Below are 12,293 nucleotides of genomic sequence, written 5' to 3'. Positions count from 1 at the left end.
CAGGCTTTAAGCTGGAGTCCATGACCTCCGACACTGAGACTCTCCGTCGGCGAGCGGAGACGGGTCGACGACTGCGCGCAGGCGTCGGCGTCCTCTCCACCGTGACCCTGCAGCGGCTCGACACCCGGCTGCCCTGGTACCGCTCGATGTCGCCATCGGATCGCTCATGGGTCGGGCTCCTCGCCCAGTCGGGCATCAGCTCGTTCATCGACTGGTACCGTCAGCCCGACACCGACCTGCGGGTCGTCAGCGAGATCTTCAAGTCCGCGCCCCGCGACCTCATCCGCGCCATCAGCCTCCAGCAGACCCTCCAGCTGCTCAAGGTCGTCGTCGAAGTCGTCGAGGAGCGCGTGCCCGACATCGCGCGCACCGCCGAGCAGCCGGCGCTGCGCGAAGCCGTGCTCATCTACTCCCGCGAGATCGCGTTCGCCGCGGCCGACGTCTACGCCCGGGCTGCCGAGGCCCGCGGCAGCTGGGACGCCCGTCTCGAGGCGATGGTCGTCGACGCCCTCGTGCGCGGGGACTCCGTCGACGAACTCGCCAGCCGCACCGCCGCCTTCGGGTGGCAGTCCGAGGAACCGGTCACCGTCCTCGTCGGCCGCGCCCCGCAGCGATCGGCGAAGAAGGGCATCGAGGTCATCCGCCGCAAGGCTCGGAAATGGGCCGAGGACGCCCTCGTCGGCATCCACGACAACCGCCTCCTCCTCGTCCTCGGCGGCGTCAGCGACCTCGACACCGCAGTCGAGGACCTCTCGGACTGCTTCGGCCCCTCCGAGGTCATCGTCGGTCCCAGCGTGCCGACGCTCGCCGAGGCGGCCACCTCGGCGAAGGCGGCGATCATGGCGCTCAAGGCAGCCACCGCCCGTCCCGACTCCCCGCGCCCGGTCAAGGCCGACGAGCTCCTGCCCGAGAGGGCTCTGGCCGGTGATGCCGTGGCCCTGGGCGAGCTCATCTCCCGCTATTACGAGCCGCTGACCTCGGGCACCGGCCAGCTGCTCAAGACGGTGAGCGCCTACGTCGAGTTCGGCTCCTCCCTCGAAGCCACCGCGAAGGCGCTGTCCGTCCACCCCAACACCGTCCGGTACCGGCTGCGGAAGATCACCGAGGCGATCGGACTCGATCCCACAGTCTCCCGGGACGCCTTCGTCATCCACATCGCATTGGTGTACGGACGACTGTCAGATGCCGGGCTATTGTCGCAAGGCGACAAAACGCAATGACGCCCGACAACCATCCGTTAGATTGAACAGCGACGTCGAACGAAAAGAGATTCTCAGTGCTAGTCATCACGTGCCCAGGTCAGGGCGCCCAGAAGTCAGGTTTCCTCGAGTCCTTCCTCGAACTCGAGACCTTCTCAGCACAGATCGATGAACTCGCCGCCGCGTCGGGCATCGACCTGCGCGCACACGGCACGACCTCCGATGACGAGACGATCAAGGACACCGCGCTCGCGCAGCCGCTGCTCGTCGCCGCGGCCATCGCCTGCGCCGCCGAGCTCGGCGTCACCCCCGACGTCGTCGCCGGCCACTCGGTCGGTGAGATCGCCGCCGCACAGATCGCCGGCATCCTCACTCCCGCCGATGCCATGCGCTTCGTCGCTGTGCGCGGCGCCGGCATGGCCGAGGCCGCAGCCGCCACCCCGACCGGGATGTCCGCCGTCGTCGGCGGGGAGCCCGCGGACGTCCTCGCCGCGATCGACGCTGCCGGTGCCGCACCGGCCAACGTCAACGGCGGCGGCCAGACCGTGGCCGCCGGTGCACTGCCGAACCTCGAGACCCTCGCGGAGAACCCGCCCGAGCGCGCCCGGGTCATCCCGCTGCCCGTCGCCGGGGCGTTCCACACCGAGTACATGGCTCCGGCTGTGCCGGCGCTGACGGAGACCGCGACCGAGCTGACCGTGACCGATCCGAGCCTGCCGATCCTCACGAATTCCGACGGCAGCGTCGTCGACAGCGGTGCTGCCTACGTCGACCTCCTCGTCTCCCAGGTGACCAACCCGGTGCGCTGGGATCTCTGCCAGGAGACGCTGCAGCGCCTCGGCGTCACCGGGCTCATCGAGCTCGTCCCCGGCGGCACGCTCACCGGCATCGCCCGCCGGTCGCTCAAGGGCGTCGAGACCTACCCGATCAAGTCAGCCGCCGACCTCGACGGTGCGCGTGAGTTCGCGGCCGCCCATGCGGGCGCCGCGGCCAACGCCGGAGAAGAAGGATGACCACCGCCATGCCCACACTCAACACCGCACAGACCGGCCGGTTCTCGAAGATCGCCGGCATCGGCGCCTACCGCGCCGAGAACCTCGTGACCAACGACGAGATCGCCGGTCCGATCAACTCCTCGGACGAGTGGATCCGGCAGCGCACCGGCATCGTCACCCGCCGCCGGGCCAGCAAGGACGTCGGCGTGCTCGAGATGTGCGAAGAGGCGGCCCTCGAGGCGATCGCCTCGGCGGGTCTCAAGCCCGAGGACGTCGGCGGCGTCATCATCTCCACGGTGACCTTCCCCTACTTCACGCCTTCGGCTGCCGCTGCGCTCACCGACCGCATCGGCACCGGACCGGTGCCCGCGTGGGACATCAGCGCCGCGTGCGCCGGCTACTGCTACGGCATCGCCCAGGCCGATGCGCTCGTGCGCGCCGGCACGATGGACAACGTCCTCGTCATCGGCGCTGAGAAGCTCTCCGACGTCATCGATCCCACCGACCGCTCGATCTCCTTCATCCTCGGCGACGGGGCCGGCGCGGTCGTCGTCACCTCGGCCGATGAGCCGGGGATCTCGAAGACCGTGTGGGGGTCGAAGGGCGAGAACTGGTCGACGATCCGGATGACCGAATCCCTCATGGATGTCCGCGACGACCGCGACCTGCCGTTCCCCACCCTGCGCCAGGACGGACCCACCGTCTTCCGCTGGGCGGTGTGGGACGGCGCCGAGGTGGCGAAGAAGGCTCTCGAGGAATCCGGAGTCGAGGCCTCCGATCTCGCCGCCTTCATCCCCCACCAGGCGAACATGCGCATCATCGACGAACTCGCCAAGCAGCTGGGTCTGCCCGAGTCCGTCGTCATCGCCCGTGACATCGCCGACAACGGCAACACCTCGGCGGCCTCGATCCCGCTGGCCACCGAACGTCTCCTGCGCGAACAGCCCGAGCTCAGCGGCGGACTCGCCCTGCAGATGGGATTCGGCGCCGGACTCGTCTACGGCGCACAGGTCGTTCGCCTGCCCTGAGCCCCCGTGGCGCGGGCGAAATCACCGCGCGAATGACCTAAGATATTCGGCGGGACACTCGTCGATACCGTTCCAATCCGACCGGGGACATCTCGGTTGTCACTAGAAAGTAGGAAAGAAATGGCATTCACCGAAGCTGAAGTCCTCTCCGGACTGGCAGAGATCGTCAACGAAGAGACCGGCCTGGCCGTCGAGGCCGTCGAGCCCTCCAAGTCGTTCACCGACGATCTCGACATCGACTCGATCTCCATGATGACGATCGTCGTCAACGCCGAGAAGAAGTTCGGCGTGAAGATCCCGGACGACGACGTCAAGGACCTCGTCACCGTCCAGGATGCCGTCGACTACATCAATAAGGCCCAAGAAGCCTGAACATCTGAGGACGCACACGGCCCGTCCACCGACGGGCCGTGTCCCACACTATCGACGAGGTTTACACCATGACACCAAAAGTTGTCGTCACCGGGATTGGTGCGGTGACCCCCTTGGGCGCCACTGCCGATGAGACCTGGCAGGCCCTGCTGGCCGGTCAGTCCGGCGTGTCCACGCTCGACAACGACTGGGCCGAGAAGTACGGCCTGACCGTCGACTTCGCTGCGACGGTCGACCCCGAGGTCGTGCCCGAGAAGCTCAAGCGGGTGCAGGCCAAGCGCCTCGACCCCTCGAGCCAGTTCGCTCTCATCTCCGCCCGTGAGGCCATGGCCGACGCCGGTCTCGAGGAGACCGATCCCGAACGCACCGCCGTCTCCTGGGCTACCGGCATCGGCGGCGTGTGGACGCTGCTCGACGCCTGGGACACGCTCAAGGACGAAGGTCCGCGCAGCGTCATGCCCCTGACCGTGCCGATGCTCATGCCCAACGGCCCGGCCGCCGCGATCGGCATGGAGTTCAAGGCGCGCGCCGGTGTGCAGACGATGGTCTCGGCCTGCGCGTCGTCGACCGAGAGCCTCGGTCACGCCTACGACCTCATCGCGAACGGCGACGCCGACATCGTCATCGCCGGCGGCTCCGAAGCCGCTATCCACCCGATCACCCTGGCGGCGTTCAATTCGATGCAGGCGCTTTCGCGTCGCACGGATTCCCCCGAGACCGCGTCCCGGCCCTATGACGTCGACCGTGACGGCTTCGTCATGGGCGAGGGCGCCGGCGCGCTCATCCTCGAGACCGAGGAGCACGCGAAGGCCCGCGGGGCGAAGATCTACGCCGAGGTGGCCAGCTGGGGCATCTCGAACGACGCCTACCACATCACCGGCAACGAGCCCGAGGGCAAGTATGCGCTCAAGGCGATGGAGGATGCGCTCGAGGCCGCCGGCCTCACCCCTGCCGACATCAAGCACGTCAACGCGCACGCGACGTCGACGCCGGTCGGTGACATCCCCGAGTCCGTGGCGATCGCCGAGCTCCTCGGCGACTCCGTCGACGACACGCTCGTCAGCGGCACGAAGTCGATGACCGGTCACCTCCTCGGCGGTGCCGGGGCGGTCGAGGCGATCTTCACGGTCAAGGCGCTCGAGACGCGGACCGCTCCCCCGACGATGAACATCACCGAGGTCGATCCCAAGGTGAAGATCAACATCGTCCGGGACACTCCCGCACAGCTGCCCGACGGTGACATCGCCGCCCTGTCGAACTCCTTCGGATTCGGCGGACACAACGCGGTCGTCGCCTTCAAGTCGGTGTGATCGACCGACACACGTCCGGCGACACAAGGAAGGGCCCCAGCCGAAGCTGGGGCCCTTCCTTGTGTCGCAGATGAGGCGCAGACCGGTGGGCACGTCGGAGGCAGAGACGTTCCCACTCGTCATCCTGCAGGGTCGCCGCACAGTCGGGGTGCGGAATCGCGGCGAGTGTGCCGGAGTCAGCCGACCTTCGTCAGCCAGCGCACGGGGGCGCCCTCACCGGCGTGGCGGAATGCGTCGAGCTCTTCGTCCCACGCTTCGCCGAGGGCGAGGCCCATCTCGTGGGCGAGCTTCGCGGGATCTCCGCCGGCACGCTCCATGACGGAGCGGATGCGGTCTTCGGGCACGAGGATGTTGCCGACGGTGTCGGTCACGGCGTGGTAGATGCCGAGGTCAGGAGTGTGGCTCCACCGCCCGCCGTCGACACCGGCCGAGGGTTCCTCGGTGACTTCGTAGCGCAGAGAGTCCCATCCGCGGAGTGCGGATGCGATGCGAGAGCCCGAACCTGCCGGCGCACGCCAGCAGACTTCGGCGCGCACGAGGCCCGGTGCTGCCGGCTGGGGAGTCCAGTCGAAGCGTGCCTGTGCGCCGATCGCCCCGCCCGCTGCCCATTCGATGTGCGGGCAGAGCGCGCGAGGTGCTGAGTGGACGAAGAGTACGCCCTGTGTCATATCCATGTGTGCCTCCTACCTCGGATACGTCTTCCCCTACGATCCGAAAGGAGGTACTCCGCTCATGATAGTCGACAAACACACGTGAGCCAAGTAGCGAAATGCCTGATGACACGCGGTTCTTCAACGCGGTCAGGAGCGGCGGCGATGCATCTGCTCGGTCATCGTCTCCAACCGCGAGAGACCGCTGACGGCGGCCCAGCCGCGCACGGCGGTGACCACCCATCCGTCGAGCCCGAGGTCCTGCCACGCGAGGCGTTCGGCAGCGGGGCACACGGCCCGCCCGATGATGAGGAGAACACCGATCATCATCCCGACCACAATCAGCAGCACCATCATCACCAACTCCTCCCACCTGTGCAGCGACTTTCGCTCCCTTTCAGCATGAACCTCCGTGCCCTCAATGAAAAGCAAATCATTGTGAATGATCATCAGGCAGAGATTTAATGATCGAGCTCTCTCCTGGAGACCGATTGCCTTCGCGGTTCCCCGGGCTGGGGTCGCAGCCGACGTCTTTGCCTATCGAATCGGGTCCAGGCCGGGTCTAGACAGGTGACTCATGAGTCACCTATTGTTGCGTCCGTGGCGACTTCCGATGACGACGCGGTCCTCCTGGCGCTCTCCCATCCGAGCCGGCGGGCTCTTCTCGACGCCCTCCACGACCGAGACGGGCAGAGCGTGAGCGAGCTCGGGCAGGTCCTGCCCGCACTCGGACGCCATGCCGTCCTCAAGCACGTGGGTGTGCTCGAGGACGCAGGATTGGTCACCTCGCACAAAGCCGGGCGAATCCGCCACTGCTATCTCAATGCCGCACCGCTGGTCGCGCTGGCACACCGCTGGCTCGACGACTACGCGTTCGAGTGGGGGCAGGCTTTGAACCGACTGAAGAGCACCTCCGAACGGAGACCGGAGATCATGAGCACCACGACACCGCTGCACCGCCACGCCATCGTCATCGACGCCTCACCCGAACGGGTCTGGACCGCACTGACCGAGGAGAGTTCCTCGTGGTACTTCACCACGACGCTCAACTCGTCACTGGAGCCCGGCACCGCGTACACCTACACCTACCCTGACGGCCGAAAAGCCGCTGAGGGCACGATCATCGCAGCCGACCCCGGCCACCGCCTGGAGATGACCTTCTCTCCGGTCTGGGACGACGCCGTCGCTCCGGAGGCCCCCTTCCGCCTCGTGTGGTCCCTCGAGTCCCGCGACGGATCCACGCTGGTGACGATCGAACACTTCGACCTCGACCCGTCCACTGAGACCGCCCGCCAGGTCGACCACGGCAGCCTGGTCCTCATCTCCAACCTCAAAACCTGGATCGAGACCGGTGCGCCGATGCACAGCTGAGGTCGAGCCTCATTGGCGGTGTCGGGTGACGACGAAGCCCCGCACCTCTCACCGCGGTGAGGGTTGCGGGGCGATCGCACAGGGGTGCCCCCGGCCGGACTTGAACCGGCGACCAAAGAATTATGAGTTCCCTGCTCTGACCAGCTGAGCTACGGGGGCGAGCCCTGACCAGATTAGCACCAGAAGTCCGGCAGCTCCCATTTCGCGCGGATCGCGGGAGACCTACGACGCAGAGCCGGCGGAGCTTGCTCGACGGTGGGCGAACTGCGCGGCGAACGGGTCAGTGCGCCGAGGTGCTCGGAGAGATCCGAGTGAGCACGCTGCGGGCGGCATCGACGCACGTGTAGCGCTCTGTGGTGATGTAGACGTCGTACTCGACCTGTCCGTCGCTGCCGGGATCGTTGCGGCGGGCGGCGGCCACGAGACCCGACCAGTCGGGTCCGACGACGACCACTCCGTGCTCCTTGCGCATCGGATCGGAGGCGTCGACGACTCCCCCGCGAACTCCAGGCACCGGCGGAGTCGTGAAGCCGCCGGAGAACATCGCTGTGAGGCCGACCGTGTCGCGGATCCGCTCATACCGGTCATAGGTCTCCTGGGAGAACGACTCCTCGTCCCCGAAGACGCCGAGCGTGATCGTCGCCGCACCGGAGGCCAGAGCCCGCTCCTCGAGGGCGGCGATCTGGGCGATGAGCAGTTCGCGGTTCATCACGAGAGGCTCGCGCCGCAGCCCCTGCGCAATCGAGTACGGAGTGCCGAGCGCCGGGAGGTTGCGCGAATGGTGATCGGCGAGAGCGTCTTCGACCGGAGGCGCGAACGGCTCGGGCTCACGGGTCGAACGACCGAAGTACGGCCCCGACATGAAACGCGCGCCGAGCGCCTGCACCCGGTCGAGGTCGTCCTCGCTCGAGACCCCCTCGGCGAGGATGACCGCACCGGTCCGCTCGAGATGGGCATGGAGGAGCCGATTGAGCTCGGCCAGCTGCGCACTGCACTCGATGGTGAGGACGTCGGGGTGCAGTCCGACGACCGAGGGGTTGACGAGCGGCACGAACGACGTGCTGCGCAGGTCGGGTCCCACCGACGACATTCCCACACCCCACCCCATCGACCGGGCCTGGCGCACTGAGCGGAGGACAGAGGCCGGGGAGGAGGAGACGCGGTCGGCGTCGAGCTGGAGGATGCACGAGCGATCGGGTTCGGCCGTCCGATCCTCGAGCGTGGCGAAGGACTCCTCCTCAGCGTGGAGGAAGAGGCGGTTGGAGTTCGGCAGTCCGGCCGCCTCGGCGGTGCGCAGGGCGGTCGCCCGCATCGAGGCGTCGATGTCGCCGATCATCGCTGAGGCGTGCATCGCCTGGCGCAGGTTCTCCGACTCGGCGTGGCCGAGAGCGGGGTCGCCGATCGGCGCTTGGAGGATCTGATAGCCCACGGTGTCGAAGGTGAAGGAGTCGACCACGGGTGCGAAGAAGGTCTCGATCCCTCCCGACCGCACCAGCTCCTCGAGGGCCAGGTCCTGATCGTTCGCCGTGCCTACCACCGTCTGTCCTTCCCTGTGAAAACCTGCGTACACAGTCTTCCACAGTCGTGTCCGGTCAACGGTTTGGATTCGATAACATTATTCCGCTCACAGCTGAGGTCGCCGCGTGCGCCTGACCTCGGCGATCCCGACGATGCCGGCGATGATGACGACAACGGCGATTGCCAGGAACGCGACGATGAGCCCGAGATCCCAGTCGCTGACCGCGACGACGGCGAAGGCGACCGCGGTGAGGATCGCCAACCCCATCGAGGTGCCGATGCGCTGACCGGTCTGCAGCACTCCCCCGGCCGATCCGGCGTACTTGAGCGGCACCTCGTTGAGCGTGAGCGTTTGGTTCGGGCTGATGACCATGCCCTGCGCGATGCCGACGAAGCTGAGGGTGAGCAGCAGCCACCATTCGCTGCCGATGCCCTGGGCGAGGAGGGCGACGACGAGGACCGAGGAGAGCAGACCGAAGAGGCAGGTGACGATGCCCCAGACGACGAGGCGGCGCCCGGCCTGGAAGACGTAGCGCCCGGAAATGTCGGCCGACAGGGCCGAGAGCAGCGCGGCGGGCAGCCCGATGAGCCCCGAGGCCAGTGCGGTGTGACCGAGGCCCTGCTGCATGAACATCGCGACGATCACCCACACACTCGTCACCCCCATGAAGTAGAGGGCGATGATGATCGAGCCGTTGCTGAAGCTCTTGATCGCGAAGAGGTCGAGTTCGACCATCGGGGTCCGGCCACGCGATTCGTACCGTCGCTCCCACTTCGTCCACGCCCAGATGACGACGAGTCCGAGCGGCAGGGCGAACCACACGAACCAGCCGACGGAGGATTCGACGAACGGCAGAAGGACGAGGAGGACGCCGAGGCCGAGGAGGATGACGCCGACGGGGTCGAGATCGTGCCGGTGCCGACGCTGGGCCGGGGGCACCGCCTCGTCGATGGGGTCGGTCTGGTCGACAGCCGGGCCCCACGCGGACTTCGGCAGCCAGACGATCGCGAAGATCACGGCGAGGATGGCGAACGGGACGTTGACGAGGAACGCCGCCCGCCATCCGAAGGCATTGCCGAAGATCGCGATGAGGACACCGCCGAGCACCGGTCCGATCGCCACCGACAGACCGACGATCGTGCCCATGAGGCCGAAGGCACGACCGCGGCGCGGTCCTTCGAAGTACTGCTGGAGGAGACCGACGACCTGCGGGTTGAGCAGCCCCGAGCCCAGGCCCATGACGACGCGGGCGATGTTGAGGGTGATCGGGTCCGGGGCAAGCCCCGACACGAGCGAGGAGATGCCGAAGAGGCTGACCCCGGCGATGAAGAGCTGGGCCCGGCCGAAGACGTCGCCGGCGCGACCGGCCGCGACGAGGACGACGCCGAAGGAGAGCGCATACCCGGTGAGGACCCACTGCAGAGCGGAGGTTGAGGCGCCGAGGTCGCGTTCGATCGCCGGGAGGACGACGTTGATGATCGACACCGACAGCAGGGACATGAACAGCGGGACGAGAGCGACGAGGAGGATCCGCTTCTGCACCTGAGTCATTCCGCCGCCAGCAGCCATTCCACACCTTTCGACCGTTCTCGACAGCCGACGTCACCGTCGACCGTCCTCCCGCTGGCGATCCTATCCCCTTGCCCGGTGGCCGGCGCGGTGGGACCACCCGTTGACACCGGCCCGTGAGCGTGTGACGGTAGGGCGACCTCCCCTCCCACCGCGACGATCGGACCATGATGAATCCGAACGGCAACCCAGCTCAGTCCCTGACATTCCCTGCGGCGATGGGTCAGGCCCAGCGGCCGACGGGTCCGATCCTCGGCATCGTCATCGCCACCGTGATCTTCTTCGTCGCCCAGCTCGCGGCCCTGCCGGCCGGTCTGCCGACCGAGGGAGCCGGACTCACCTTCGTCCAACAGGCGGTGCTCACCGGCAGCTTCGGGGTCGGAGCGATCCTCCTCATGCTCTGGGTCCGGTTCAAGGAGCGCCGACCGATCCGCTCGCTCGGCTTCGCCGCGCCCTCGGCGGGGGTGAAGATCCTCCGCGGAGCGCTCATCGGCCTCGTCATGATCTCCGCGGTCGCCCTCATCACCGTCGCGACCGGTCAGGGGACCCTCGGCGCGCCGAACTGGAATGCGCTGCTTCCCGCACTCGTCCTCCTCGTCGGCTTCACGATCCAGGGCAGCACCGAGGAGCTCTTCGCCCGCGGCTACCTCGTCCAGGCCGTGTCCTGGAAGTGGGGACTGCTCGCGGCCTTCGTCGTCCAGACGGTGTGGTTCACTCTTCTTCACGGCGCCAACGGCGGCATCACCGTCGTGCCCGTGCTCAATCTCGTCCTCGTGGCGGTGTTCCTCGGCTTCTGGTCGCTCGCCGAGGAGGGGCTCTGGGGCGTCTGTGCGTTCCATGCCGTATGGAACTGGGGTCAGGGCAACCTCTGGGGTGCCCATGTCTCGAACATGGACGTCGAGACCTCCGTCCTCTCCTTCCGCCCGACCCCCGGTGCCAGCGACCTGATCTCAGGCGGATCGTTCGGCTTCGAGGGCAGTCTCGTGTCCTCGCTCATGCTCGCTCTCGGCACGATCGTCGCCGTCATCATGGTCCGCCGGCGGCGGCGTGCGGCGACGGCCGACCCCCTCTGAGCAGTTACAGACGGAAAGAAGCATGACCTCGACCATCGTCTCGGCGAGACCGGGCGCACCACCGGCAGTACCGTCATGACGCACAGCAGGGCCCGGTGCACGAGGTGTGCGCCGGGCCCTGCTATGGAGCGGATCAGATCGGGTAGCCGGTGACCGGGCCCTCCCAGTTCGGCTTCCAGCCCAGTGCCGGAGCGACGTGCTCGGCGAAGGACTGGAGGACGTGGAGATTGTAGTCGACGCCGATCTGGCTGGGGATCGTCAGCATGACCGTGTCGGCGGCTTCGATCGCCGGGTCGTCCTTGAGCTGTTCGATGAGGACGTCCGGGGCCGCCGCGTAGGTCTTGCCGAACGTCGAGCGCATGTCATCGATGATGCCGATCTGGTCGCCGTCCTCATGGGAGCGCCGCCCGAAGTAGAGGTCGTCGAGATCGGTAGTGATCGGGAAGATGCTGCGGCTCACCGACACTCGCGGGGTCCAGTCGTGACCGGCTTCCTTCCATGCTTCGCGGAACTTGTCGATCTGCTCGCGCTGGAGGTCGGCGAACGAATCGCCGGTCGCCTCGGTGAGCAGGGTCGAACTCATGAGGTTGACGCCCTGTTCGGCCGCCCACTCCCCCGTCGCTCGGGTCGCCGCACCCCACCAGATGCGGCGGTCGAGGCCGGGGGCATGCGGTTCGATGGAGAGCCGGGCACCGGGACCGAACTGCTTCGGATCCGCCGGTGCCATCTTCTCGCCCTTGATCGCGGCCATGAACTTCCCGAACTTCGCGCGGGCGATGTTCGCCCCCTTGGCGTCCTCGGCATCGAGATAGCCGAAGGCCTCCCACCCGCGTTCGGCCGGCTCCGGTGATCCCCGGCTGACACCGAGGGCCACCCGGCCGTCGGCGAGGATGTCGAGCGCTGCGGCCTCCTCGGCGAGGTAGAGCGGATTCTCATACCGCATGTCGATGACGCCGGTGCCGACCTCGATGTGCTTCGTCTTCGCAGCGATCGCGCTGAGGACGGGAATCGGCGACGCCGCCTGCCGTGCGAAGTGGTGGACCCGGAAGTACGCTCCGTTGACGCCGATCTCATCGGCGCCGACGCCGATCTCGACGGCCTGCTTCAGCGCTTCCTTCGCGCCGTACTCCCCTGGGGCCGCGCCTGGTCCGTAATGGCCGAAACTCAAGAATCCGAATGCCTTCATACTGATGGCAACCTGGTTGAC

General features: G+C 67.4%; 12 protein-coding genes and 1 tRNA gene. 7 read left to right on the top strand and 6 right to left on the bottom strand.

Annotated features, from left to right (window positions below):
- The first annotated feature begins 20 nt into the window (after nt 1–20).
- The 5 genes from FJ887_RS07015 (at nt 21) to FJ887_RS06995 (ending at nt 4,904) form a co-directional block, all read left to right on the top strand.
- On the top strand, nt 21–1,220 hold the full coding sequence (locus tag FJ887_RS07015; RefSeq protein WP_137825494.1) for a PucR family transcriptional regulator: 1,200 nt from the start codon (nt 21–23) through the stop codon (nt 1,218–1,220).
- Between the two features lie 56 nt (nt 1,221–1,276).
- The gene (locus FJ887_RS07010) at nt 1,277–2,212 is read left to right on the top strand and encodes an ACP S-malonyltransferase (protein WP_140955060.1); all 936 of its coding nucleotides are present in this window, start codon (nt 1,277–1,279) and stop codon (nt 2,210–2,212) included.
- A gap of 8 nt (nt 2,213–2,220) precedes the next feature.
- The gene (locus tag FJ887_RS07005; protein WP_140955061.1) at nt 2,221–3,222 is read left to right on the top strand and encodes a beta-ketoacyl-ACP synthase III; all 1,002 of its coding nucleotides are present in this window, start codon (nt 2,221–2,223) and stop codon (nt 3,220–3,222) included.
- A gap of 120 nt (nt 3,223–3,342) precedes the next feature.
- Nucleotides 3,343–3,594, top strand: coding sequence for an acyl carrier protein (locus FJ887_RS07000; RefSeq protein WP_137825491.1), 252 nt, complete (start codon nt 3,343–3,345; stop codon nt 3,592–3,594).
- 68 nt (nt 3,595–3,662) lie between these two features.
- Nucleotides 3,663–4,904 carry a beta-ketoacyl-[acyl-carrier-protein] synthase family protein gene (locus FJ887_RS06995; protein WP_137825490.1) on the top strand — a complete coding sequence of 414 codons (1,242 nt, stop codon included), beginning with the start codon at nt 3,663–3,665 and terminating at the stop codon, nt 4,902–4,904.
- Between the two features lie 176 nt (nt 4,905–5,080).
- Here FJ887_RS06995 and FJ887_RS06990 read toward each other — a convergent pair whose 3' ends face one another.
- Complete coding sequence (locus FJ887_RS06990) at nt 5,081–5,572, bottom strand: DUF3145 domain-containing protein (RefSeq protein WP_140955218.1); 492 nt, start codon at nt 5,570–5,572, stop codon at nt 5,081–5,083.
- Nucleotides 5,573–5,704: 132 nt separating this feature from the next.
- Complete coding sequence (locus tag FJ887_RS06985; RefSeq protein WP_140955062.1) at nt 5,705–6,004, bottom strand: hypothetical protein; 300 nt, start codon at nt 6,002–6,004, stop codon at nt 5,705–5,707.
- A gap of 150 nt (nt 6,005–6,154) precedes the next feature.
- On the opposite strand from FJ887_RS06985, the gene FJ887_RS06980 reads away from it, so the two are divergent.
- Nucleotides 6,155–6,925, top strand: coding sequence for an ArsR/SmtB family transcription factor (locus FJ887_RS06980; RefSeq protein WP_140955063.1), 771 nt, complete (start codon nt 6,155–6,157; stop codon nt 6,923–6,925).
- Nucleotides 6,926–7,010: 85 nt separating this feature from the next.
- On the opposite strand, the gene FJ887_RS06975 is transcribed toward FJ887_RS06980, so the two are convergent.
- From FJ887_RS06975 to FJ887_RS06965, 3 genes are all read right to left on the bottom strand, one after another.
- A tRNA-Ile gene (locus FJ887_RS06975) sits at nt 7,011–7,084 on the bottom strand.
- Nucleotides 7,085–7,205: 121 nt separating this feature from the next.
- Nucleotides 7,206–8,462, bottom strand: a complete 1,257-nt coding sequence (locus FJ887_RS06970) for an EAL domain-containing protein (RefSeq protein ID WP_137825487.1) — start codon at nt 8,460–8,462, stop codon at nt 7,206–7,208.
- Nucleotides 8,463–8,549: 87 nt separating this feature from the next.
- The gene (locus tag FJ887_RS06965) at nt 8,550–10,013 is read right to left on the bottom strand and encodes an MFS transporter (RefSeq protein ID WP_140955064.1); all 1,464 of its coding nucleotides are present in this window, start codon (nt 10,011–10,013) and stop codon (nt 8,550–8,552) included.
- A gap of 167 nt (nt 10,014–10,180) precedes the next feature.
- On the opposite strand from FJ887_RS06965, the gene FJ887_RS06960 reads away from it, so the two are divergent.
- A complete protein-coding gene (locus FJ887_RS06960; RefSeq protein WP_140955065.1) occupies nt 10,181–11,086 on the top strand; it encodes a CPBP family intramembrane glutamic endopeptidase in 906 nt (301 codons plus the stop codon).
- A 133-nt stretch (nt 11,087–11,219) separates the two neighbouring features.
- Here the strand turns inward: FJ887_RS06960 and FJ887_RS06955 are convergent, their stop codons facing one another.
- The gene (locus FJ887_RS06955) at nt 11,220–12,272 is read right to left on the bottom strand and encodes an LLM class flavin-dependent oxidoreductase (RefSeq protein WP_137825526.1); all 1,053 of its coding nucleotides are present in this window, start codon (nt 12,270–12,272) and stop codon (nt 11,220–11,222) included.
- Nucleotides 12,273–12,293 lie beyond the last annotated feature (21 nt).

The organism is Brevibacterium sp. XM4083, assembly GCF_006489205.2.
Lineage (GTDB): Bacteria > Actinomycetota > Actinomycetes > Actinomycetales > Brevibacteriaceae > Brevibacterium.
This window is presented reverse-complemented; position numbering and strand designations above follow the sequence as displayed.

Coding starts and splice junctions, on each gene's coding strand:
- FJ887_RS07005 (WP_140955061.1), top strand. CDS start 2,221: ATGCCCACACTCAACACCGCACAGACCGGCCGGTTCTCGAAGATCGCC.
- FJ887_RS06990 (WP_140955218.1), bottom strand. CDS start 5,572: ATGACACAGGGCGTACTCTTCGTCCACTCAGCACCTCGCGCGCTCTGC.
- FJ887_RS06960 (WP_140955065.1), top strand. CDS start 10,181: ATGATGAATCCGAACGGCAACCCAGCTCAGTCCCTGACATTCCCTGCG.
- FJ887_RS06965 (WP_140955064.1), bottom strand. CDS start 10,013: ATGGCTGCTGGCGGCGGAATGACTCAGGTGCAGAAGCGGATCCTCCTC.
- FJ887_RS07000 (WP_137825491.1), top strand. CDS start 3,343: ATGGCATTCACCGAAGCTGAAGTCCTCTCCGGACTGGCAGAGATCGTC.
- FJ887_RS06995 (WP_137825490.1), top strand. CDS start 3,663: ATGACACCAAAAGTTGTCGTCACCGGGATTGGTGCGGTGACCCCCTTG.
- FJ887_RS06955 (WP_137825526.1), bottom strand. CDS start 12,272: ATGAAGGCATTCGGATTCTTGAGTTTCGGCCATTACGGACCAGGCGCG.
- FJ887_RS06985 (WP_140955062.1), bottom strand. CDS start 6,004: ATGATCATTCACAATGATTTGCTTTTCATTGAGGGCACGGAGGTTCAT.
- FJ887_RS07015 (WP_137825494.1), top strand. CDS start 21: ATGACCTCCGACACTGAGACTCTCCGTCGGCGAGCGGAGACGGGTCGA.